The following is a 23,349-nucleotide window of genomic DNA, read 5'->3' as shown; positions in this document are numbered from 1 at the left end:
GTGAATGCGGGCCGCGATATCGAGCTCAAGTCCAACACATCGGTGATCTACACCGCGGGAATGAAGACGCCGACCGCGGCGGGCTTCGTTGTCGGCTCCAAGCTCGGCGACTACCCGACCGCCGGTGGCGACATCATTCTGACCGCAGGGCGTGACATCACCGCTCCGGTGGTCAAACAGAGCACGGCGGCCTGGCTATTCCACTACGGCGAGACCAACTGGACCGGCGATCCAGCGGCGTCGACGGTCAAGGACCAGGCGAGCTGGTCGATCATGTTTGCCAATTTCGAGTCCGGCGTCGGCCCGCTCGGTGGCGGTGATGTGCGGGTGCGCGCGGGTCGCGACAGCAAGGACCTCTCGGTCGCCATTCCGACGACCGGGCACCTCACCACGCCGACGACGCCTCAGGACCAGGCCGGGCCGGTCGCCCGGGCCGAAGACCTCGTCGTCCGTGGCGGCGGCAATCTGGACATCGAGACCGGGCGCGATCTTCTCGGCGGCGTCTACATGCTCGGCCGCGGCCATGCCGCGCTGAATGCCGGCAACCGCATCGCCGCGAGCGGCGCACTCGGGCGGGAGCGGACCAGCTTCTCCAGTTCGCCGTACTATCGGGATGCGCCGGTCGCCATGCTGATCGGGCTGATGGATGCGACCGCCAGCGTCACCGCGGTCGGCGATATCACCATCGAAGGCATCTACGATCCGACGTTGATTGGGCAAGTGGACGCCAATCTTACGGCAAACAAGCGCGGATCGGCCTTCGTCAGCTTCTCCGATCGTGCTGCGGTCGATGCGAGTTCGACCTCGGGCAACGTCGCATATCAGGGAAACATTTTGAGAGCGGCGGATCTGAGCCTCGGAGGGGCCTATGAGGTTCGACTTGGTGCGACCAGCGAAAACAATCCGAGGGCTCGGCTTGATTCCAAGCTGAATCTTCTGCCGCCGACGCTACGCCTGACCTCGCTTCAGAGCGATGTTTCAGTCGAGTCCAAGCTGGCTCTACCACTGGTGTTGGCGTCCAGCGCATCGGGAACGCTGGAGCTGTTGGCTGACAACGACATCCTTGTCTCCGAGCAGCAGATCCGGATGGAGGATATTGCCGCACAATATCGTCGCGGTCCGCTCACGCCCTTTGCGATCGATCGCAATACGTTCCTTCAACTCGGAGTCGGAGACGCGCTTCCGCAGCCGGTCGGCGCGAACACCAACTGGGAGCGTTGCTTCGTTCCGCTTCATGCCGCGGATCCCGACCCCGTGAGGCTGTACGCCCTGAACGGCACGATCGGCACCACTCCTTCGCAACCTTCCTTCACCTGGAAGCTCACCGTACCGAAGCCGGTCGATGTCTATGCCGGCGAGGACATCCTCTACGGAGCGGTGATTGCGCAGCACAACAATGCCTCGCAGGTGTCAAGCGTCATCGCCGGACGAGACATCATCCGACCGCAGATCGCTTTCCTCGGCGAAGGTGCGCTGTGGGTCGAAGCCGGCCGCAATCTCACCTTCGTTGCCGGTGAGGGCATTTTGTCCCGCGGCGGCATTATGAGCACCGGCAATGTGCTGGTCGCCAATTTCGGCGAAGCCCGTAAGGGCACCGATATCGACACCCCCAATCTGGCGCTTCCCGATAAGGGCGGCGACATCAACATGATCGCTGGCACCGCCGGCGGTGCGGACTATGCCGGCTTCGCCGATCTTTATCTCGATCCTCGTAACGCCTCCGATCCAGCCTTCCCGCTGTCTTACCCGGCCAATGCGGGCAAGGTAGTGCGGACCTACGAGAAGGAACTGGGTGAGTTCCTCAAGGGCCTCAGCTACGAAGACCGGCCGGCCAGCGAACGGCGTGCGCTGTTCGCCGCGCTGCCAAGCTCACCCAGCAGGCGTTCCTGCAGAAAGTGCTGTTCACCGAGTTGAAGGAGACCGGCATCGACTACAACGGCGCCGACAGCCTTCGATTCAAGCAGTACACCCGCGGCTATTCGGCGATCGACAGGCTGTTTCGGGCCTCGCCCACACAGGTGAGCGGCGGTTGGGGCGATGTGATGGTGCGGGGTGGCATCGTGCAGACCCAGTCCGGCGGCAATATCAGCATCATGGCGCCTTACGGCACGGTCACCGTAGGCTATCACAGCGAGGACGCCAAGAATTATGGTCAGGGCGGCATCATCACCCGCCGTGGCGGCGACGTCCGCATCATGGCCGACGATAGCATTGATCTTTACGTCTCCCGTGTGTTCACGCTGCAGGGTGGCGATCTGACGATGTGGACCTCGAACGGCAATATCAGCGCCGGCGCTGGCGCCAAGACATCGGTCTTCAACATTCCGCTGCAGTTCACGATGGACAACGACGGGCGCGTCTCTGTCGACGCCTTCGGCCTTTCGACCGGCGCCGGCATCGGCGTACTGGATGCGCTGCAGGCAAGCGGCGATGCGGCGGCGAAGCAGCCCACGTGGAATCCGCCGGCCGGCACATCGGGCGGCCCGCAACAGGACAGACCGGTGCGCAAGAAAAGCCGCATGGATCTCCTCGCCTTCCGCGGCGAGATCAATGCCGGCGATGCGGGCATTCGGGTGGTCGGCGACTTCAACATCGCGGCGCTGAGCATCCTCAATGCCGCCAACATCACGGTATCAGGGGCGACGACGGGGCTTCCAACGGTGCTGGCGCCGAACATCGCCGGCCTGACCGAAGCCTCCAACGTGGCCGGCTCCGCCGCGCAAACGGCGACGCTGCCAGCAGCATCGCGCGACGGCGATCGGCCTTCGATCATCATCGTCGAATTCCTCGGCTTCGGCAGCGGCGACGGCGGTCCTGAAAACGAAGAGCAGCCGGGCCGCAAGAACAGGCAGAGCTACGACACCAACAGCGTGTTTCAGGTGGTCGGAAACGGCACTTTGACGCCCGAACAGGCGCAGGCCCTCACCGACGAGGAGAAACGGAACTCCGCTCGCTGATTGAGCAGTCAGGTCTGCGGGCCCCCGGCAGATCATCGCCGCGGCGGCGACTCGGTAGGGGCGCCTGTCGTCTTGGGCTTTCGCGGAGATCGGATGTTGCGCCTCCGGGATTTGCACCTATTCGCACACACATTTTGCGGCGAGGAATTGCGTGCGAAAAGGCGGGCTTTGACGGGGTATCAGGAGGCGACCTCGCGAGTTAGGCTGCCCGTCGGTACGAAAAAAGGGCTTCCAAAACAGTGGGTTTAGCGATGTGGCGGACCCCCGCTACCATGCGGCACGATTTTGTACGCCAAACTACGATTTCCCGCGATTTTGTACTCCCGCCGATAGCGGTTGGCTGTGCGAATTGTGAAGCCTGTGAAGGGGGCAGCCTGTTCTCCCGCTGGCTAGCACGCGTCAGTAAGGGCGGGACCGCATCATTCACCGGAACGTCGAGCCGGCTCTACGTTCGGACGGAAGCTCGCCAGCAATCCTTTCAGCGCCTCTTGCTAGCGAGCGACCAAGCACGACATTGCGCTCTCGGCCGTGCGCAACGCGCGATGGCTTCGCCGATGTCAGGGGCCGCCCACTGCCACAACGATTACCCTGCCCTTCAGCGATCTTTCATTGCCAAGTCCTTATCGTCCCTGTTCAGATCTTTGTCGTCGGCGAGCCCGAGCGTCCCGGAGTCGTCATGCACCAGGTCGCGATCCTTGCCTTCGGTCTTGTCGGCATCATTGACGACGGCCTGGCGCATCTGCGCCGGTTGATGCTTGGAATTCAGCTCCACGATCATGAATCGTGAGTCTGACTCCAACTCTCTCCGCCATAGATTTTGATTCTTTTGATGTTTCCGTATTTTTGACTCGCCGCGTCAGTCCCGAAAATGCGTGCCATTTCTTTTGTCTCTTATCTTGACGCCGGGAGATACAGCGCACCGGGGCAACTTCCGGCTTAGGGGCGGAGAGGGGGCTCAAGCTCTCGTCATCGAATGCCACACGATCTCGTCTGACCTATGCCGGGGCTGATCGAAAAGCCAGCCCGGCCCGGGAGTTCAATCAGCATCTTCCGCGATGCGCTACGCGCAGACGGTTCGAAGAAGCGCCAGACGCCGTAGGCGAGCGCGAATGCGCCGACAACGACGCGCAAGTGATCCGTCGCAACAGATGGTCAGTCGGGATCATCTCGTCGAGGGTCAAACTCAGAAGAGAGCTGCCCTCCGATCTCGGTCCTGCCGCCCCCTCCTGCCACCTCTTCAGCAGGAATCATTGTTCGCTCGGCGCCTCAAGCCCTTTCGCTAGCATCGGCTAGAAGCAGACATCGACCGGCCATTTGATCAACTCGTCGGCGATCCGCCATAAGCAATGGCAATGGTGATCGGAGCCTTCGCAGGCTTCTGGATTCTGAAGCAGGAAAAATTTAGCCTCGGGAGATTGCGACGATGTGATAGCAATTCATCTGTCACTTCGTGTCGATGAATAAGATTAAACCTCATGCACAAAAAAGGCGGATGCGGGCCGAGTTCTAAAAATAATTTCGCGCGTCTTTGGAACGCGCAAAAGAAAAGCGCGTTAAGCCGCAAAATCCGCGAGATGTTCCGCGGTTTGGAAACTCCACAGGACCGGCTGAATACCGCGGCGACCTAGCCCGGTACACCCCGGCTCTCTCTCGTCGGAGGCGGGCGTCAACTGATTGACGGAGCCAAATCGATGGTCGACCCACCCACGATCACTATAGTTCTCCTGCATGGCGCATTCGCTGAGTCGTTGTCCAACTGGAAACCCGTCCTCGAACTATTGCTCACCAAGGGATACAAAGTGGTCGCGGCTCCGAACCCGTTGCGTGGAGTGAGTAGCGATGCCGCCTATATTTCTTCCATCCTCAAGACGATTGATGGCCCTATCATTCTAGTCGGTCATTCCTACGGCGGTGCGGTCATCACCAACGCGGCCAATGGCAACCAAAGCGTGAAGGCGCTGGTCTATGTGGCCGCCTTCGCGCCGGATGTAGGGGAGAGCGTGGCCACGCTGTTGCGCCGCTTTCCCGGCAGCACCGTCGAGGCGAACACGGCGGCCCCCATTCTGCTCGCGGACGGTAGCCGGGACCTGTACTTTCAACCTGACAAGTTCAGGGCACAGTATGCGGCTGACCTCTCGGAAACTGAAACGAAGCTGCTGGCCCTGACACAGCGCCCGATGGCGGAACGCGCCATGACGGAGGTGTCTGATGTTGCAGCCTGGAAAGCCATTCCGTCCTGGTTCATCTTTGGAACGAGGGACAACAGCATTCCGGCTAATCTGCTGGGATTTATGGCGGAACGCGCGGGATCGGAGAAGACCGTCACGATTGAAGGTGCCTCACACGCCGTCATGTTGTCGCACGCTGACGCCGTTGTGGAGCTAGTTGAACAGGCTGCATCGGCTGTTCGAGAAGGCGGCAGCACTGCTTCTCCGTAACAAGAGGGCTTCGGCCCCGTTCCGGCAGGCGCACACCTAGCCCAATATGCGCCATCTCCTGTTACAGGAGAACGCCATGAAGGTTTCGAACCACTCTCACCCGGGCCGCCCTCACATTGGTGGTCGCGCCTTCCGCAATTTTGATTGGTAGCTTGAGATCAACCACCCGTGCTGCAGGAGGGACATCGAAAGCCATGTCCTTCGTTAACATAATGCGTATTGTCGCCGGGATCGGTCCCACGTCGAATTCGAAGGGCATTCCGCGCCGGAATTCGCGCTCCTGCCCGATGATAAGCCCGAACGAGCGACCATCTATCAGTCGAAACCAATCCACCGAGTAGCGCCTTTGGCGGGTTACCGACTCCGGGCGGGTGATCTGTTGGCGACGACAGCGCGCGATTAAAGCAATTCCCGAGGTGCAAGCTGAAAAGTGCGACGTTACCACAGCAGAGTTGAATCTGGCAGCCTCGACGGTACACGATTTTTGTCCGTTCTTGGTGCTTTTTCCGGACGCAGCGAGAGCATTTCTCCGGGGCAAGGATGCAACAAGGAGAGCGCGGTCATGACAATGCGATCTATCGTCGGCGCGGCCGTTACCGCTGTCGCCGTTGCCACAGCAATGCCCGTCGCTGCCCGCGGCGTCGGCGAACCGGTAACGCCGCACTTCCAAAAGGCTATACCCAATATTCTCGGCAAATCACCGGTCGCTGTGGCTATTGACTATAGGCCGGGCACCGCGTCGGCTTCCCATACCTACGCTGGATCGGCTCCTATGTTCGCCACCGTGCTGTCGGGAAATCCAGTCCCAGGTGAATGAGGGACCAGGCGGATACGCGTGGATCTCACGATCGCGATCGCCTGATGAACGCCTATAACTGCATGGCGATCAGCTTTCGGAATAGGCCGCAGGCTGCGCTTGGAAAGTAGATGCGCCAGTGGGGCACGGACTGCGACTGGCGAAAAGCCGAAGCCAAGTTCGGAGCCCTTCCGCAATTCACGACGATGATTGATGGACTAGACAATCACTTCACCCACGTCCGCTCGCGTCATTCGAACGCACTTCCGCTGATCAATAGACATGGATCGCCCGGCTCAGTATTCGAGCTGCTTAAAACTGTGGGCCCGCTTAGGATCGTAGGCGCTATGGCGGATGCGCGGAGGACGCAGTCGTCATGCCTTCGATTTCTGGCTTTGGCTTCGCCGGCAAGCCGAAGGGCACCGGTTCGGTCCCGATCGCATCGCAGGCGAATGTTTCGAACTGTCGAGATGTACAGACCAATTTGCAGGATGGCCTATGCGGCATCCGCACGCTCGCTATGATCAGGGTGCCCTCGAATGACAATCTTTTCACGCCTATGGATGCTTCTTGCGGTCGCATTGCTGCCCGCGATTGCGATCCAAGCGTACAATGAAGTTGAGCTGCGCTGCACGCGCCAGGTCGAAGTACAGAACCAGGCGCTCAACCTGGCTAAACTCGCCGCCAAAGAGCAGCAGCAGATCGTTCAGGGCATTCGGCAAGTGTTGATTGCGCTGTCGGAACTTCCGGCGATCAAGGCGAAGGACAGCAAAGCGTGCAATGTGGCCCTGGCAGGGATGAAATCGCGGTTTCCGGCATTCCTCACTTTCCTGGTTGCCGACCAGAATGGCCAACCTTTCTGCGACACCGACAGTGATCGTAGGCCGGTCAATGTCTCCGGGCGGCCCTACTTTGCGGAGGCGTTGAAGACCGGTGCGTTTACTGTGGGAGAATTCTCGACCGGTCTTTCAATTCACCGGAAGCTCATTCATTTTGTGCTGCCCTTCTATGGAGAGGACGGTCGAATAGGCGGGGTCGTTATCGCACCCCTCGGCCTTGATTGGCTTGCAGACTACATTGCACGGATGGATGTTCCAGCGGGAGCGGCGCTGGCGATCACGGATCGCAACGGCACGTACCTTGCCCGCTATCCCGATAACGGCAAGTTTGTTGGCAAGAAAGAACCGATTCTTGGCCACGGTCTCACGGCAGATTTGATTGACGTCGACGGCGTCGACAGAATTGTTGGTTTCTCCGGTCTCGGGCCCGATTCCGGAGGACTGCGCGTCAGTTTTGGCCTCGATAAGATGGGGGCCTTTGCCGAGATCCAGCGTCGCACGCGACACGACATCCTGCTAATCACCTTAAGTGCCATGATGGTGTTAGTTCTGACGCTGCTTGGGGCCCGGCAGTTCATTCATCGCCCGCTTGGTTTATTGCTCGATGCCGCCAACCAATGGCGGCTCGGCGACTACTCCCGCCGCGTGAACATCCGAGATAAGTCCGAAATCGCGCAGGTCGCCGACGCTTTCAATACCATGGTCGACGCGCTGGAACGTCGTGAGCGGGAATTGTCCGACGCGAAGGAGAGAGCGGAGGACGCCGCGGCCCGGCTCACGATGGTCTTCGAAAGCACGACCGACAGCGTCGTCATCATTGATCGCGATTGGCGCATCAGCTTCTTCAACCAAAGGGCTTGGACGCAGATCGCCGAAGGGCGAGAACTCATTGGCATGAACTTGCAGGAGGTCCTTTTGGATGCCTCCAACACGGAAGTCCTCAGCCAGTTTCGAAAAGCCATGTCGGGCCGCCGTCCGGTTTCGTTCGAAGTACACTGCCCTCGGCGTGGACTCTGGTATGCAATCAACGCGTTCTCTTCGGGCGAGGGTCTCGCGATCTTCTTCCGAGATATCACGGAGGAGAAGCATGCTGAGGAAGCGCGCCAGCTCATTGAGGAGCAACTGCATCAGAGCCAGAAGATGGAGTCCGTCGGACAACTCACGGGCGGCGTTGCTCATGACTTCAACAACCTGCTTGCCGTCGTTTCGGGAAGCCTCGAGCTCATCGAGGGCGCGGCGGATGACGGCAATATCCGTCGGTTCGCCGCAACGGCGCGACGCGCGACTGATCGGGGAGCGAAGCTCACCGCACAGCTCCTCGCCTTCTCCCGCCGGCAAAAACTCAACCCCAAACTGGTCAACGCGAACGAGCTGATCTCTGAATTCGAGGGGCTCGTCCGTCAGGCGGTCGGAGGAGGATGCGAGGTCAGAATGCGAACCGACAAGCGGCTATGGCTGTGCCAGGTCGATCCATCCCTGCTGGAGACAGCCCTCCTCAATCTGGCGCTAAACGGTCGCGATGCGATGCCCGGTGGCGGCGTGCTCGAGATCGAGACGCGGAACGTCGTCCTCGATGAGGGAGCCGTAGCCGAGTGCCCGGCCGGACCATATGTGAGGCTGACCGTCGCCGACATAGGCCACGGGATGGCTCCCGAGATTCGGGATCGGATTTTCGAGCCCTTCTTTACGACCAAGGAAGTCGGCAAAGGCACCGGCCTCGGTCTTAGCATGGTCTATGGCTTTGTCCGGCAATCCAACGGGTATGTTACGGTCGACAGCGCGCCCAATGCCGGCACCACGATCGCGCTCTACCTGCCTAAAGCCACACAAGAGCCTCATGCCGAGCTGGAAACCGAGCAAACTCGAGCTGTGCGTGGAAGCTCAGAGCGAATTCTCTTGGTCGACGACGATGACGATCTGGTGGAAGTCACATCAGCAATGCTGACCACCTCCGGGTACCGGGTTCTCTGTGTCCACAATAGCACCGAAGCCATACGGATTCTCGAGAGCGGTCAGGAATTTGACCTACTCTTGAGCGATATCGTAATGCCGAATGGACCGAATGGTGTTGAGCTCGCACGCGAAGCGAAACGACGGAGCAGCGAGATCAAGATACTGCTTACTTCCGGCTACGCGGACGATGTGCTCGAACGTCACGCAGCGGTCGACGAGTTTCGACTTATTCATAAGCCGTTCCGCCTATCCGAACTAACTCAACGTGTGCGTTCTGTGCTGCAGGAAGACGACGGTTAGGCAGGGATGAAAATGACGGCGCGCCTATTTACCAGCTTGCAATCCGGAGGCAGTCCATGCGTGGACTGGAGCCATACAACGGTCAGGCCGCTGTCGTTCGACCCAGTCGAGCTTTTCCGCCGCGAACGACGTTGATGCTGAGGACCGCATGGAAACGGACCGACATGCTTCCATGGGTGCTATCGCGCCACCCAACAGCCGACGACCGTCCGCCCGCAGCCGCCGCTCACGCCGAGCAGCAAGCTGCATGTACCATGGTGAAAGGGCGTCGGTGCCAAGCCGAACTGTAAAGCGCGGGACGCGATGTCCATGTCCAACGCAAACTCGGGGAAGCGGAACGACCACTGCCAGACTGCGGCAAGTTAGCTTAGCTTCGTTCAAAAAGCCGGGGCATCAAGCCGATACTAAACCGCATCTCGCTAATGGTTCGCTTTGACTACTGCCGAACGCAGTCGGCGCGCCAATCTATTCGAAGACGAAGCCTTGATCCTGACGGCAGACGAAATGCGTAACATGCGTATCCGCGCCCGCTGGGACGTGTATTCCCGACCTGCGTGGGGACCCCCGGCCGCCTTCACGCCTGCTTGCCGCCAGGCTCATAGTGAGCCGAATTCAAGCGGGCGCGGGGACTTCGCCTGCCGCTTCTACGTTGAGGATGATCTTCCCTTTCGGCGGCCGCAACCGGCCTTCCAGTATCATGTGAGCGTCTCGCGCACCGGCGAAAGGGAGAACCATACCGACATGGGTTTTCAGTTCACCGCGATCGATAAGGTCGGCAATGTTGCGCAACCGCTCGGTGGTCACCTCTACGAGAAAAAAAGCCGCGGTAACGCCGTGGTGTTTTGCGCGGGCTTGGTCAGGCTGGGACACCGCAGAAATCAGCTTGCCGCCCGGGCGAAGAACCTGAAATGAACGTGTTTGCGTCTCGCCTCCGACCAGATCGAGCACCGCGTCGGCATCCTTCACCGCATCTTCGAAAGGTTGGGCATGATAGTCCAATACCTTGTCCGCACCGAGAGACCGTACATATCCGATGTCTTTGGTCCCAGCGGTCGCGATGGAGCGCAGCCGAGCGCGACGAGCGAACTGAACCGCGTAGGTTCCGACGTTTCCTGCAGCTCCGTGGATGACTACCGTCTGACCCGCTTGGAGGTGCGCATGGTCGAATAGAGCCTGCCACGCCGTGACTGCGACAACGGGAACTGACGCCGCTTCCGCATAGGTCAGCGAGCTTGGCTTCTTCGCGAGCATCCCAGCAGAGGCCACCGCGTACTCTGCATAGGCGCCAAGGAACTGGCTATTTGTCACGCCGAAAACCTGCTCCCCAAGGGCGATATCGGAAACACCCGAGCCCAGAGCCGCGACTGTTCCGGACAGATCAGAGCCCAGCGTAAGCGGAAGAGGCTGCGGCAACGCGCTCTTGCCGGCCCTGATCCAGCCGTCCCAGGGACCAACTCCCGCAGCGTGAACTTCGATAAGGACTTCACCCGGGCCAGGAACCGGTCTGGGTATCTTCTCGAGAATCATCGCTTCCGGCGGTCCGAATTCGTGTACTCGCCACGCCAACATGGAGGGAGGAGCTAGGCCGTTGGTCGCATTGCCGACAGGAGTATTTGCCATGTTGGGCTCCTTGCTAGGACATGAGTCAGTTTCTGGTCCTCGCCGAGTTTCAAACACTGCGCCTGCGCTTGACCATTTCCTACAAGCCGCGAACATCCTACGAGGATGATCGGCTTCGCGGGCTTTATCGCGACTCTGAATTCTGGTCTGGTGTCGTCAATGGCTCGTCCGCGGCATCGACGATGAATACGGCCAAAAGGCTGGCAGGCTCGGTCGCGCTGGCATTTTCGCTGACCCTATGATGCGCTCCGGGTTCCTCGTGGAAGCTCTCGCCTGCCTGGTACACCTTGGCGGGCTCGTTCCCCACCACGCTTCGAATGGCGCCGGTGAGCACATAAGCGTAGATGAAGGCCGACTTGGCGTGGCGATGCGGCGCGGATTTCCCGCCGGGTGGATAGCTCACGACAACGGCGACCAAATTCTTACCGGGGATATTTGGAATCGCATGCTGAAAAACCGGCTTTACGGTTTCGTTCTCGTGTGCACCTGCAGCCGACACTTCGACCGCTACTAACATAAGTGCTGCACCAAATAGTGCCACTGCGGAGAAAGTTCGCATCACGTGCTCCCTAACAGGTTCGACTTTGTTTGGCCCTCCAGGTAACGGGCTGGGCAGTCGAAAGCGGAACGATTGCGCAGAAGAAGACAGTGTTCCCCACGAATGGAGGGTGCAGTGGATCATGTCAGCTGGGTGCTACTCACCCGAGATAGGGAGCAGCCCGATCGGAAACAGTACCAAGAGTGGCAACTGTCAATGTACCATAGAGGGAGTTGGCATCGATGTTCAGTTGCAGTGCTATCGGGTCAACTCCAATAGCCGACGACAATCCGCCGGCAGGCGCCGTTCATTGAGATTGGTCACGCCGAGCAATAATCCTTGCTGTCGGGAAGACTGCATGTACCACGGTGACAGCGGGGCGGGGGCCAAGCCGAACTGTAGGGCGCGCGAAGCGATGTCTACGTCTGACGCAAAATCGGGAAGGGACAGAATCACTACCAGACCGGCGGTTGCTTGCACCTTTACCGGGTCAGACGCCATCTCTCCCAGGCAATGAAGCAGGGCCTCCCGTCGGGCGGCGTAAAGGCGCTTCGTGCGGCGCAGATGGCGAAGATAACACCCTTCCCGCAGGAACTCCGCCACCGCGCGCTGCACGGCCGCAGCCGGTGCCGGCGCCAAGCAAGCAGCGACCTCACCGAACCGATGACCCTGTTCCGGCGGCACGACCATGAAGCCCAGGCGCAGCGCCGGGCTGATCGTCTTGCTGAAACTGCCGATGTGCAGCACCCGTCCCCCATGATCGAGGGATGCAAGAGCCGGGGCCGCCCGTCCCTTCAGTTGCAGTTCGCTCAGGTAATCGTCCTCGATGATCCAGGCGTCGCTCCGCCGAGCCCAGGCGAGCAGGGCAAGCCGCCGCGGCAACGACATCGTCATTCCGAGCGGCGCGTGCTGACCTGGTGTCACAACTGCCAGTGCCGCTCCGGGGGCAATCTGGATGCCGGCGGCAACATCCAGGCCTTCCGCATCGACCGGGACAGCTGCCACAGACATGCCGGCCAAGCCCAGCGCAGTGCGCGTGAGCGGAAAACCTGGATCCTCGATCCAAGCGCCCATCCTTCCAAGCTGAAGCCCTTGGATCGCCAGACCGAGCGCGCCGGAGAATCCGCCCGTTATGAGCACCTGAGAGGCACTGCAGCGAATGCCGCGGGCCAGCCCCAAGTAAGCCGCGATCTGCTTGCGCAGCTCCGGGTCGCCACGCGGATCCGGATACGCCACCGGCGCCGCCGCGGCTCCGCGGGTCGCACGAGTCAGGATGCGCGACCACAGCTTGAACGGGAAGGCATCTTGAGAGGGCACGCCCATCTGAAACGCCAGCGGCGCGCTTCCGAACTCATGGAAGAGGTCCGGTAGAGGCGGGACTTCCGGCGACCACTCGGGCGTTGAGGATCGGGACGGCCGCTCGGCCACACGCGTTCCTGCCGGCCCGAGACCAATCGCGAATTGCTCCGTGATGAGACGTTCGTAGGCCACACGCACGGTGCCGCGGGAGACGCCGAGCTGAGCGGCCAGATCGCGCCAAGAGGGCAACCGTGCGCCCGCGGCGAGCCGCCCGTCCTCGATGCCCTCTCGGATCGCGCAATAGATCTGGGCAGCCAGCGGGGTCCTTCTGGCACGATCAAGTTGGATGGGGAGGACAGCCATGGCGCGATGGTACAGTCAGAATTGGCAATCTTGGTACTGTTTTATGATCAGGGCAAACCGATCTGTTCGCTATGACCAACGGCCTGAGCGGCTCTGATGCAACTCAATCTTTTGTGGCAGGGCTGTCCAAAGCGGTAGGCTTTCTCAGCCGAGGCTTGGTGCCGCATAAGGAGAACGCTAAGTGATTCAAAGTGTGGATTGGCGCAACTTCGAGAATTCACCCCGAGCGGAGGCGCGCTTTTTCAATCGGACCGCAGCAAATCATCTCGTATCAATCTTCCATGGTATGAGCGAGTTGCGAACGCGCGAAGGCCGTCCACTCGTGGTGGAAGCGGGTCCTGGAACGGATTTTCATACGCTTTATCGCGCTCGGGTCTTTCAATCCGACGACAAACTTGAAGCCGCCATCGGCAGGCCGGACATCCACCTCGGCTCGCCGCCAGCAGCTTTGGCGGCAGCCGGTTGGATGAACGCGCGCGGCATCTCGGTTTTCTACGGCGCAAATAATCAGAAAGCGGCTATTGCTGAGGTGCGCCCACCCGTTGGTGGTCAGATCGCGGTGGCCCAATTCGAGATCATCAGAAAGCTTCGACTGCTCGATTTGACCGCCCTCAGTGACGTTCGCCTCACCGGAAGCCTTTCTGATTTCGGGTTAGCTGGAAGGATGGAGACCGCCGTGTTCCTGCGGTTGCTGAGTGAGCGTATCATGCGGCCCGTAATGCCCGATGATGATCCGTTTGAATGCCTCGCAACGCAGGCCATAGCCGATTTTCTAGCGACGGAGGCTTCGGTGCCGATTGACGGCATCATTTCTTCATCAGTGCAGGCCGGCCGAGACGATCTTTACGTCGTCCTTTTCCACAAGGCAGCCCGTGTCGAGGCCTTGAACGTTCCGGAGGGAACAGAGATCAGCGCCAGCACGGGCTATTGGGCAGAGGATGGCTGGGTGGAAGATTACGAGGTGGTTGAGAAAATTGCATCGTTGCATAAGGAGGTTCATAACAGCAAACGAGAGCCGGAAATCCTGGACTTCACTGCAATTGCGAAAGCAATGCCTCTTGACCCACGGGACGTCGATTGGCGCGAAGCTAGTCTTCGCATCGTGCCCGAAAGCATAGAAGTGCATCGCGTAAAGCGCGTGGAATTCGCGACAGAGGAATTCACGGTGAAACGGCACCGTCGCGAAATACGGGACAGCATCAATCTTTAGGCGAGTCCGCGCAAGCGCACCAAGTGCACGGGAAAAGCGGCCATCGCACGATGGTACAGTCCGAATCGGCAATCTTGGTACTGTTCAGTAAACAAGCGCAACGCATCTATTCGCTAGTAGCGGCGATCCCGATGGATCAGGGTCGTGGGGGCCCAGTCAATGCAGACAGCGCAGATCGCAGCCACGAAGATAGGAGTTCGACAATGGCGGACTTTGCTTTTGACGTTAAGATCCCGATAGCAAGATCGCGCGCGAAGCCACCGAACTCGTGCGGCAACATGAAACCGAGATGCTGTTCAACCACTCGGTTCGCGTGTTTGTGTTCGGTGCGATGAAGGGAATCCGCCGGAACCTAAAATTCGACTCTGAACTGCTCTATGTGGCTGCGCTGTTTCATGACTTGGGTCTTGTCGATGCTTACCATACCCAGGAAAAGCGGTTTGAGGTCGACGGCGCCGATGCGGCGCGCGAATTTCTCCGGAGCCATGGCATCCCCGAACCGAAAGCGGATCTGGTGTGGGAGGCGATCGCCCTCCATACGACGCCCGGCATCCCCCAATACATGCGACTAGAAATCGCTCTTACCAATGCCGGCGTCCTGATGGACGTCGTCGGGAGAGGATATGACGAGTACACGCCGGAGCAACGGGATCAGGTGATCGCCGCGTTTCCTCGCGGCGATTTCAAGAACGAGTTTATCGAAGTTCAGACTTGCTCGGCCTTAAAGAAGCCTCAGACGACATTCGGTACGGTCAATTTCGAATTTATCGAACATCGTGATCCTGCATTCCGTAAGCCAAGCGTATGCACTCGCATTCATGACGCTCCGTGGAGCAGTTGAGCCATCTAAGGATTCGTCCGGTGAATGGCGTCAGTACAAGCGTCCATTCTCTCCCCGCATATCGAGGATGAAAGGGCTGCGTGTGCCTGCCGGCCTTCCAATCCTTGCGTCAATCTGACGGGCACCGTGACCGTGGAGAAACTGATATGGCGAATTACGTGCTCGTCCAGCCCGCTTGGCATAGCGGTGTCGAGCTTGAGCCGACGGCAGATCTGTTTCGGGCAAAAGGGTCATCAGGTCTATACTCCGACCGTGAGAGGCAACCGCCTCGGCACGGGCGCGGCAGTCGGCGCACTGGTAATCGCCGATGGAAGAGTGGGACGGCAGGGCTGGGTGGCGGCGGGGGTTCAGTGTGGCCACGCCGTTAGCACTGCCGGTCAGCAGCCGCGCCGCGTCAGGCTAGTTGATGAACAGTGAGGCGCTAGATGCTGGCAACACTCACGTAGCCACAGACGTTCACCCGCCGTGACGCTTACCACTCGAAAGTGTTGCCTGGATCCAGCCGGAGGAGCGAGTTGAGAGATGCCAAAGTTCTCTGCTTTCCCGACCACACGGCGCTGGCCTCCGAAGCACCCAGACCGCCTGCAACTCTATTCACTGCCTACACCCAATGGCGTAAAGGTCTCAATTATGTTGGAAGAGATCGGGCTACCCTACGAAGTGCACCTGGTCGACTTCAATAAAGGCGATCAGCACACGCCGGAGTTCCTTTCGCTCAACCCCAACGGCAAGATTCCCGCCATCCTCGATCCGAACGGTCCGGACGGTCAGCCGCTGCCCTTGTTCGAATCCGGAGCCATTCTGCATTATCTTGCGGAGAAGACTGGCGAGCTTTTGCCGAATAGCGCAGCTCGCCGTTACACGACAATCCAGTGGGTGCATTTTCAGATGGGCGGGATCGGACCGATGTTCGGCCAGCTCGGCTTCTTTAACAAGTTTGCGGGGCGTGAATATCAGGATAAGCGACCGCTTCATCGTTACGCCAATGAGTCAAAGCGCCTGCTAGGCGTCATGGAGATGCATCTTGCCGGTCGGCGGTGGATCATGGACGATGAATATACCATCGCCGACATCTCCATGCTTGGCTGGGTGCGCAACCTGATCGGCTTTTATGAGGCGCGTGACCTGGTCAAGTTCGACAGCCTGCGGCAAGTACCGGCGTGGCTCGAACGCGGCCTCACTCGGCCCGCCGTCCAGCGCGGCCTGAATATCCCGCAGAGGCCATGAGACGGGAAGGTGTAGTGATCGGGCGATGCACCGCCTCCTATGGTGCGCCAAGTCTCGTCGTCCGGTCGAATTAAAGGCTTCAAAATTGTCGCGTCGATGGCCACGCTGCCCGGTCAGGAACCCCTCATCACCGAATACCTCGTGTATCGGCTCGCGCAAGCAAACCGGGCAATCAACCAGCAGCTTGAATTACACCTTGCCAAGGAAGGTGTGCCGGTCGAGCAATGGCGGATTCTGAAGGTGCTATCGGATGGAAACGGACGCTCTATGAGCGACCTCGCCGAAAAGGTGCTGCTCAATCATCCAACGCTAACAAAAATCATCGACCGCATGGTGTCGGATACTCTCGTCTATCGGGCCTCGGATCCTCAGGATCGTCGAAAAGTGCTGATGTTCTGTTCCGAACGCGGCAGGATCCTAAGTCACCAACTCGACTTACTGGCGATGAGCCAGGAAGCGCACATCGTGCAACGTTGCGGCACTAGCTCAGTCAGCGAGCTTAAGCGACTGTTGAAGAAGCTGATCGACTGCGCGATCTGAGCGGCTCAAACAATCGACGTGGTGCCGAAGGATGCTCGGCGGAGTGACGCGACCAATGACACTACGCTTCACTTTGGCGCATGGACGACGTCCGCGGGCTGGCTTGCTTTCCGACCAAACCCGCGAACCACTGTATAGAACGCCGGCGTAAACAGGAGACCGAATCCCGTTACACCTAGCATGCCCGAGAAAACGGCGGTCCCTAGCGACTGCCGCATCTCTGCGCCTGCGCCGGTGGCAACGACGAGCGGGGCGACGCCGAGAATAAATGCGAGCGATGTCATAAGAATGGGCCGCAGCCTGGTCCGCGCGGCGCTGACCGCCGCGTCACCTGGGGTGGCACCGTGCTCTTCGGCCTGTCGTGCAAATTCTACGATCAGAATCGCGTTCTTGGCCGCGAGGCCCACCAAAACAACGAAACCGATCTGTGCCAGGACGTCGATCGGTAAGCCACGTGTTACTAGGCCTGTAACCGATGCAAGCAGGCACATTGGCACGATCATGACCACCGCGAGCGGTAATTTCCAGTTCTCATATTGAGCCGCGAGCACCAGAAACACAAACAGGGCTGCCGCGCCGAAGATGAGCAGGGACGACGTTCCAGGTTGCTGTTGCTGGAAGGCCAGTTCGGTCCACTCGAAGCCGATGCCGGGCGGCAGAACCTGTCGGGCGAGCTCCTCCATCCTCTGCAGCGCCGTGCCTGTCGCCACACCCGGCCCGGCTACTCCCATGATTTCAGCCGCGGGGAAAAGATTGTACCGTGGCACTCGGTACGGAACGTTCTCGTATTTGAACCTAGCCACGGTCCCAATAGGTACCATTTCGTCCAACGTGTTCCGCGCCTTGAGCCGTGCGATATCCTGCGGATCTCGTCTAAAACTTCCGTCGGCCTGCGCGATCACCTCGTAGGTTCTGCCAAGATAATTGAAGTCGTTGACATATTGAGAACCGAGATAAACTTGCAGCGTTGAAAACACGTCCGTCGGGGTCAGGCCGACTTTCTCGGCTCTCTCGCGATCGATATCCGCGTAGATTGACGGCGCACCGGTGTTGAACAAGGTAAAGACGCCTGCGAAGCTCGGGTCCTTGTTTGCCGCCCGGACGAGCGCTTGAACCGCGCGTGCGAGCGCGTCAGAACCAAGCCCCGCGCGATCCTGAAGCATCATCTTGAAGCCGCCGGCGGTGCCGAGGCCCTGCACCGGAGGCGGTGGGATAGTCAGTACATAGGCATCCTGTATCACAGAAAGGCGTTTGCGCAGGTCTGCGAGCACGGTCGTCGCAGTGACGCCATCGACATGATGGCTATACAGGGACGGCAAGCCTGAAAAAATCGTTGCGGCGTTGGAGGCAACGGTGAAAGTCGTCGCGTCCAGGCCGGCGAAAGGCGCGACATGTTCGATGCCCGGCGTTGTCAAGATGATGTCGATCACCTTCTTGAGGACAGCTTCGGTGCGATCCAGGGTCGCACCCGGCGGCAGTTGCACGACGGAAATGAGATAGCCTTGATCTTGCTCCGGAATGAACCCCGTCGGCGCACGGGCAAACTGGACGCCGGCGATACCGATCAGCGCCGCATAAGCCAACAGTACTACGCCGGTCACTTGGACGAGGCGCCCCGTCACGCGCCCATACCGCGTCGACAGCCACTCGAATCCAAAATTGAACTTGTCAAATCCTGCCCGCACCAAGCGGCGAATGCCGGAGGGACGAATCTTGTGACCCGGCTCGTGCGCCTTGAACAGAACCGCGCAGAGCGCTGGGCTCAAGGTCAGTGAGACGAAACAGGAGATCAACGTCGACGCGGCGATCGTCACCGCAAACTGGCGGAAGAACAGGCCGGAAATGCCCGACAGGAATGCTGACGGCACGAACACGGCGCAAAGTGTCAGTGCAATTGAAATCAGCGCGCCGCCCACCTCGTCCATCGTGACATAGGCGGCCTTTGCAGGCGTTATCCCGCGTTCCAGATTCCGTTCGACGTTCTCGACTACAACAATGGCGTCGTCGACGACGATGCCAACCGCAAGCACCAGCCCGAACAGCGAAAGATTGTTGAGGGAGATCCCGACCGCGTAGAGAACCGTAAAGGTGCCGACGAGAGACACCGGGATCGCAATCACCGGAATGATCGCGGCTCGCCAACTCTGAAGAAAGAGGAAGACCACGCCCACAACCAATAGGATCGCAACGAAGATGGTCGTGATGACTTCGTCAACGGATTTGCCGACAAATATGGTCGGATCGTAGATAACTTTATGGGCGACGCCGGGCGGAAACTCCTTTGAAAGCGTCTCCATGCTCGACAGGACCTCGTGCTCCACCGTCAGAGAATTGGCGCCAGGCTGGGCGAAGATGAGCAGCGGCAGGCCCGGCCCGCGGTCCAAAAAAGCCGTCGAGCCATAGTCCGCCGCACCGACTTCAACACGACCTACGTCGCGGATGCGGGTAACGCGCCCCTCAGAATCAGCTTTGAGCACGATGGCGCCGAATTGCTCCGGCGTAGCGAGCCGCCCTAGCGTCTGTACGTTGAGCTGATACGCCTGATCCGAGGCGACCGGCGGCTGGTTGAGGATGCCGGCCGAGACCTGAACATTCTGCGCTCGCAGTGCCGCAAGGACTTCGCCCGCGCTCAATTTGTGGGCCGCGACCTTGTCCGGATCGAGCCAAATGCGCATCGCGTATTCGCGCGCGCCGTGGAATTGGACGTCGCCCACGCCGGGCAGCCGCGCCAGCACGTCCTTTACGTGCAGCGTCGCATAGTTCGATAAATACAGGGTGTCGCGCGAACTGTCCGGCGAATAGAGGTGGACCGCCAAAAGAATGTTGGGCGTCGCCTTTCTCACCTGCACCCCAAGGCGCTGGACGTCTTCCGGCAACCGAGGGAGGGCGTCCTGAACGCGATTTTGCGTCAGCATCTGCGCGACGTTGAGGTCGGTCCCGATCCGGAACGTCACGGTTACCGTGAGTTTGCCGTCACCGGTCGATTGGCTAGTCAAGTAGAGCATGTTCTCGACGCCATTGATTTGTTGCTCAAGCGGCGTCGCAACGGTCCGCGAGACCGTCTCCGCGGAAGCGCCCGGATAGGTGGTCGTCACCTGAACCGTGGGAGGCACGATTTCCGGATATTGAGCGACAGGCAAAATGGCGAGCGCGCCAAGCCCGATCAGAGTGACGAAGACGCTCAGTACGGTCGCGAATATAGGCCTATCGATGAAAATGTGTGCGAGGCGCATGGGATCGTTCCAGTCTCAGTTTTTGCTTAGTCTTGGCCATCGGCGATTACGTCGTAATGGATCGCACCATGCTGCGGCACGACTTTCGTGCCTGGCCTAGCGCGCACCAGTCCGTCGATGACGACCCGGTCGTTCGGTTCAAGCCCCGATCGGATCACCCGCAGGCCGCCTCTAAGATCTCCCGGTTGCACGACCTTCGGCACCACGGTCGCGTCCGGAGAAACCGTCATCACCAGATGTTGCGACTGATCGAGCACCAGCGCCGAATCGGGCAGCAGGAGAGCCGGCGTCGGCGCCGCAACAGCCACACGAAGCCGCGCGAATTGACCGGGCGCGAGAAACAGATCCGGATTTGGCACGGTAGCGCGGGCGTGGATCGTTCCGCTCGAGCGATCAAGAGCATTGTCGAGGAAATCGAGGGTTCCGTGCCGTTTGAAATTGGTCTCGTCGCTCAGGCCAAACGCGATCGTGTCGGCGAGCGGGCCTGCAATGGGTGCGCGTTCGCGTGAAAACGCCAGGTAGTCGGATTCACTCATGTCAAAGTCGAGATAGAGCGGATCGAGCGAAACCAGCGTTGCGAGCAAGGTGGTCGGGCTGACGGCCGCTCGGCTGCCGGCGATCAGGTCGCCGATCGAAACCTGGCGGGCGCCGATTCGTCCGGTAAAAGGCGCCGTGACCCGGCAATATTCGAGGTCGAGCTGGGCATCTCGGATGCGGGCTCTGGCGTCCTCCACCGCGGCCTGCGAGGCATGCTGCTCATTGGTGCGTTGGTCGACCGTTTCCTGGGTCGCAAAATCATCACGCCGGAGCGATTGTGAGCGTGAGAGCTGATTGTTTGCCAGCGCGAGACGCGCTACTGCGGTGTGGAGCTGGGCATTCGCCTGCGCAAGTTTGATCTCGTAGGGGCGCGGGTCAATCACGAAAAGAAGGTCGCCCTTGTGTACGATTTGCCCATCCTTGAAATGAATTTCGGTGAGGACACCTCCAACCTGGGCGCGCAACTCCACGCGGTCGATGGCCGAGAACTGTCCAAGGAATCCGAACCGGGAATCGACGTCTCGCCGCAAGGGTTCGCTTACTGTTACCGGAAGTGCTCCGGCTTGTCGCGGCGCCGCGTGATCATCTTTGTAGCGGGAGAATGCGAAGTAACTGAGCGCTAGGGCTACAAGAGCCGCGCCTGTGCTCAAGAACTTCCACCGTCGTTGCGGGGGCGAGGAGCCGAGTGACTTTTCGAGCTCCGAGCGATTGCTAATTTGATCCATTGACCGTCCATATCTCTCTGCATGACGTTTCTCGTTTTGGAGAACCCTTTCGGTAAGAGCCAATCCGATTCTCGGCAGGAGCGGCAGCCGGAAACATCTCAACGCAGAGGCGCTATCAACGAAAGAGATGTGCCCCATCAGATCGTTTGACAGTACCAAGATCGGTGATTCTGATTGCACCGTACTGTGCGGCGGCGGCGCCGGTCGGATATCCGGACCCCCGTGAGCCCAAATGTTGTCTCCCTACTGAATAGAAAGTCCAACGTCTGGTCTCCGCAGGACCGAAGACAAGGGCTGACGTGAACGCGCGTTTGCCATGGTCGGGTTCGGCATCAATGTGAAACGAGCGCGCCAACGCCGCAGGCGCTGCGCAATGCGGTTAGGCGTGTCCTCGACACGCACAGCTATCGTGTGCGTGCACTGCCCATGTGCCGAAGGAGTTTGCGCGGATCGACACCCGCGCGGAGATTCTCAGCATTGTGGGCAGTCATCGCATAATGCAGTTGATGTTTCATGCGCTGCGATGAGGCAGCCAGCTTAGCTCTGCCGAACGATTTCACGCGCCCAGTTTCGCGAGTTGCAAGCAACGATCTGGGCGTCGTCGTCGCATCTAGCGCTCTAGGGTTCACTCGATCAGCCTGCCAGCTGGCGGCTAGGAGGAGGGCGCCGCTGCCCGCCGCTCAGGGCAGCAGCAGGTCTTGCCCGGCCGGTCGGTGCGCTGGTGGTGAAGGGCTCGGAAAGAGCGAGTGAGAGATGCCAGACCCTTCCAGATCCACGGCGTCGGCTCGCCAAACACCCAGACCGCTTGCAACTTTATTCATTCCCGACGCCAACGCTCTCAACGTCTCGATCATGTTGGAGGAGATTGGCCTGACGTACGAAGTGCATCTGGTCGACTCCAGCACGACTAGCAGCAGACGTGGGAATTTCCTCGTTGAATCCTGCCGTTAGAGTCCGGCGATCCGCGGCCCCGACGCTGGGCCGCGGCGGCCGCGCCACAAAACGGTCGATGGGGAGCGCAGTCATAGCGCGATGGTACACGCACAATTGCAAGTCTTGGTACTGCTTTATGGCTAGGACGATACGCATCTGCTCGCCATGACCAGCGGCCTGAGCGACTCCGATCCAACTTCAATCTCTTGTGTCAAGGTTGTCCAAAGCGGAAGGCGTCGCTCGCCAGAGCTTCGATGCTTGCTGAGGAGAATGCAGATGACGAACGACATTTTCGGCGTAAGGATTCCCGATAGCAAAATGGCGCGCGACGTAACGCGGCTCATTCGCAACGCAGAGGACGACCTTCTGTTTTACCATTCCACTCGGGTCTATTTTTGGGGCGCCCTGATTGGAACGCGGAAGCGCTTAACGTTTGATCCAGAACTTCTCTACACAGCAGCGATGTTCCACGACATCGGCCTTACCGACGGGTATCGGGAGAGCCAGCTTCCCTTTGAAGTGGACGGCGCGAATGCCGCGCGCGAATTTCTTGAGAACTATAGTATCTCTGAAAGAGATATCCAGAAAGTTTGGACCGCAGTGGCCCTTCACGCGACTCCGGACATCCCGGAATACATGCATCCAGAGATCGCCCTGGTTCAGGAGGGGTATGAAATGGATGTTGTGGGTCGGGGCTCTGACTATTTTCAAAGCGAACAACGCGAGGCAGTGATTGCCGCCTATCCGCGTAGCAAAGACTTCAATCGTGAGATCATCGAGGCATTCTATCAGGGGGTGAAGCGGAGACCCGACAGCACATTTGATATTGTTGCATTGAAGGAGCCGAACTTTCGGCGCGCGAGCTTATGCAGCATTTTTTTGGGCTCCCACTGGAAACACTGACTATTCGTCCAAACCTCTGAACTGTCCCGAGCATAACCGTTGCTATATGCAGCGCCGAGAAACATCGGTGCTGCGCCGGCACCCAGGCGCTAACAAA

The 23,349-nt window shown here is 59.6% G+C and carries 15 protein-coding genes and 2 pseudogenes; 11 read left to right on the top strand and 6 right to left on the bottom strand.

Annotated features, from left to right (window positions below; translation table 11 throughout):
- On the top strand, nt 1-1,914 hold the full coding sequence (locus ACZIRK_RS31150; RefSeq protein ID WP_474418767.1) for a hypothetical protein: 1,914 nt from the start codon (nt 1-3) through the stop codon (nt 1,912-1,914).
- Nucleotides 1,896-2,957 (top strand): filamentous hemagglutinin family protein, encoded by a 1,062-nt coding sequence (locus tag ACZIRK_RS31145; RefSeq protein WP_474418766.1) that lies wholly within the window; start codon nt 1,896-1,898, stop codon nt 2,955-2,957. The genes ACZIRK_RS31150 and ACZIRK_RS31145 overlap by 19 nt, the downstream gene beginning before the upstream one ends.
- A gap of 595 nt (nt 2,958-3,552) precedes the next feature.
- Here the strand turns inward: ACZIRK_RS31145 and ACZIRK_RS31140 are convergent.
- Nucleotides 3,553-3,735 (bottom strand): hypothetical protein, encoded by a 183-nt coding sequence (locus ACZIRK_RS31140; RefSeq protein WP_130227191.1) that lies wholly within the window; start codon nt 3,733-3,735, stop codon nt 3,553-3,555.
- Nucleotides 3,736-4,648: 913 nt separating this feature from the next.
- Between ACZIRK_RS31140 and ACZIRK_RS31135 the strand changes: the two genes are divergently transcribed.
- From ACZIRK_RS31135 to ACZIRK_RS31120, 4 genes and pseudogenes are all read left to right on the top strand, one after another.
- Complete coding sequence (locus tag ACZIRK_RS31135) at nt 4,649-5,395, top strand: alpha/beta fold hydrolase (protein ID WP_130227192.1); 747 nt, start codon at nt 4,649-4,651, stop codon at nt 5,393-5,395.
- Between the two features lie 835 nt (nt 5,396-6,230).
- Nucleotides 6,231-6,322 (top strand): annotated as a pseudogene (locus ACZIRK_RS31130) (carboxymuconolactone decarboxylase family protein); the annotation flags it as partial.
- A gap of 9 nt (nt 6,323-6,331) precedes the next feature.
- A pseudogene (locus ACZIRK_RS31125) lies at nt 6,332-6,662 on the top strand (epoxide hydrolase N-terminal domain-containing protein); the annotation flags it as partial.
- A gap of 68 nt (nt 6,663-6,730) precedes the next feature.
- Entirely contained in the window at nt 6,731-9,283 is a 2,553-nt protein-coding gene (locus tag ACZIRK_RS31120; RefSeq protein WP_474418765.1) for an ATP-binding protein, read from the top strand.
- Between the two features lie 612 nt (nt 9,284-9,895).
- Here the strand turns inward: ACZIRK_RS31120 and ACZIRK_RS31115 are convergent.
- The 3 genes from ACZIRK_RS31115 to pdxR all read right to left on the bottom strand — a co-directional run bounded on the left by ACZIRK_RS31115 (nt 9,896) and on the right by pdxR (nt 13,103).
- Nucleotides 9,896-10,852 carry an NADP-dependent oxidoreductase gene (locus ACZIRK_RS31115; RefSeq protein WP_456645015.1) on the bottom strand — a complete coding sequence of 319 codons (957 nt, stop codon included), beginning with the start codon at nt 10,850-10,852 and terminating at the stop codon, nt 9,896-9,898.
- A 175-nt stretch (nt 10,853-11,027) separates the two neighbouring features.
- Entirely contained in the window at nt 11,028-11,462 is a 435-nt protein-coding gene (locus ACZIRK_RS31110; RefSeq protein ID WP_130227194.1) for a cupin domain-containing protein, read from the bottom strand.
- A gap of 237 nt (nt 11,463-11,699) precedes the next feature.
- The gene (pdxR, locus tag ACZIRK_RS31105) at nt 11,700-13,103 is read right to left on the bottom strand and encodes a MocR-like pyridoxine biosynthesis transcription factor PdxR (RefSeq protein WP_474418764.1); all 1,404 of its coding nucleotides are present in this window, start codon (nt 13,101-13,103) and stop codon (nt 11,700-11,702) included.
- Nucleotides 13,104-13,284: 181 nt separating this feature from the next.
- On the opposite strand from pdxR, the gene ACZIRK_RS31100 reads away from it, so the two are divergent.
- The 4 genes from ACZIRK_RS31100 to ACZIRK_RS31085 all read left to right on the top strand — a co-directional run bounded on the left by ACZIRK_RS31100 (nt 13,285) and on the right by ACZIRK_RS31085 (nt 16,921).
- Nucleotides 13,285-14,313 (top strand): RES family NAD+ phosphorylase, encoded by a 1,029-nt coding sequence (locus ACZIRK_RS31100; RefSeq protein WP_456644986.1) that lies wholly within the window; start codon nt 13,285-13,287, stop codon nt 14,311-14,313.
- A gap of 289 nt (nt 14,314-14,602) precedes the next feature.
- Nucleotides 14,603-15,154 carry an HD domain-containing protein gene (locus ACZIRK_RS31095; protein WP_474418763.1) on the top strand — a complete coding sequence of 184 codons (552 nt, stop codon included), beginning with the start codon at nt 14,603-14,605 and terminating at the stop codon, nt 15,152-15,154.
- A 522-nt stretch (nt 15,155-15,676) separates the two neighbouring features.
- Nucleotides 15,677-16,381: a glutathione S-transferase N-terminal domain-containing protein gene (locus tag ACZIRK_RS31090; protein ID WP_474418762.1), complete on the top strand. Its 705-nt coding sequence runs from the start codon at nt 15,677-15,679 to the stop codon at nt 16,379-16,381.
- A 96-nt stretch (nt 16,382-16,477) separates the two neighbouring features.
- The gene (locus tag ACZIRK_RS31085) at nt 16,478-16,921 is read left to right on the top strand and encodes a MarR family winged helix-turn-helix transcriptional regulator (protein ID WP_474418795.1); all 444 of its coding nucleotides are present in this window, start codon (nt 16,478-16,480) and stop codon (nt 16,919-16,921) included.
- Between the two features lie 68 nt (nt 16,922-16,989).
- On the opposite strand, the gene ACZIRK_RS31080 is transcribed toward ACZIRK_RS31085, so the two are convergent.
- Together ACZIRK_RS31080 and ACZIRK_RS31075 are read right to left on the bottom strand one after the other, a co-directional pair.
- Nucleotides 16,990-20,154 carry an efflux RND transporter permease subunit gene (locus ACZIRK_RS31080; protein WP_474418761.1) on the bottom strand — a complete coding sequence of 1,055 codons (3,165 nt, stop codon included), beginning with the start codon at nt 20,152-20,154 and terminating at the stop codon, nt 16,990-16,992.
- A gap of 26 nt (nt 20,155-20,180) precedes the next feature.
- Nucleotides 20,181-21,479, bottom strand: coding sequence for an efflux RND transporter periplasmic adaptor subunit (locus ACZIRK_RS31075; protein ID WP_474418760.1), 1,299 nt, complete (start codon nt 21,477-21,479; stop codon nt 20,181-20,183).
- A gap of 1,146 nt (nt 21,480-22,625) precedes the next feature.
- Here ACZIRK_RS31075 and ACZIRK_RS31070 point away from each other — a divergent pair.
- Nucleotides 22,626-23,252 carry an HD domain-containing protein gene (locus ACZIRK_RS31070; RefSeq protein ID WP_130227199.1) on the top strand — a complete coding sequence of 209 codons (627 nt, stop codon included), beginning with the start codon at nt 22,626-22,628 and terminating at the stop codon, nt 23,250-23,252.
- Nucleotides 23,253-23,349: the final 97 nt, after the last annotated feature.

The organism is Bradyrhizobium sp. Leo114, assembly GCF_055229415.2.
The sequence above is the reverse complement of the archived record's forward strand: the minus strand, read 5'-3'. Positions and strand labels throughout refer to the sequence as shown.

Excerpts from the sequence above, each read along its gene's own strand:
- ACZIRK_RS31085 (WP_474418795.1), top strand. The coding sequence starts at position 16,478 with ATGGCCACGCTGCCCGGTCAGGAACCCCTCATCACCGAATACCTCGTG.
- ACZIRK_RS31090 (WP_474418762.1), top strand. The coding sequence starts at position 15,677 with ATGCCAAAGTTCTCTGCTTTCCCGACCACACGGCGCTGGCCTCCGAAG.
- ACZIRK_RS31080 (WP_474418761.1), bottom strand. The coding sequence starts at position 20,154 with ATGCGCCTCGCACACATTTTCATCGATAGGCCTATATTCGCGACCGTA.
- ACZIRK_RS31095 (WP_474418763.1), top strand. The coding sequence starts at position 14,603 with ATGCTGTTCAACCACTCGGTTCGCGTGTTTGTGTTCGGTGCGATGAAG.
- ACZIRK_RS31110 (WP_130227194.1), bottom strand. The coding sequence starts at position 11,462 with ATGCGAACTTTCTCCGCAGTGGCACTATTTGGTGCAGCACTTATGTTA.
- ACZIRK_RS31120 (WP_474418765.1), top strand. The coding sequence starts at position 6,731 with ATGACAATCTTTTCACGCCTATGGATGCTTCTTGCGGTCGCATTGCTG.
- ACZIRK_RS31070 (WP_130227199.1), top strand. The coding sequence starts at position 22,626 with ATGACGAACGACATTTTCGGCGTAAGGATTCCCGATAGCAAAATGGCG.
- pdxR (WP_474418764.1), bottom strand. The coding sequence starts at position 13,103 with ATGGCTGTCCTCCCCATCCAACTTGATCGTGCCAGAAGGACCCCGCTG.
- ACZIRK_RS31135 (WP_130227192.1), top strand. The coding sequence starts at position 4,649 with ATGGTCGACCCACCCACGATCACTATAGTTCTCCTGCATGGCGCATTC.
- ACZIRK_RS31115 (WP_456645015.1), bottom strand. The coding sequence starts at position 10,852 with ATGTTGGCGTGGCGAGTACACGAATTCGGACCGCCGGAAGCGATGATT.
- ACZIRK_RS31140 (WP_130227191.1), bottom strand. The coding sequence starts at position 3,735 with ATGATCGTGGAGCTGAATTCCAAGCATCAACCGGCGCAGATGCGCCAG.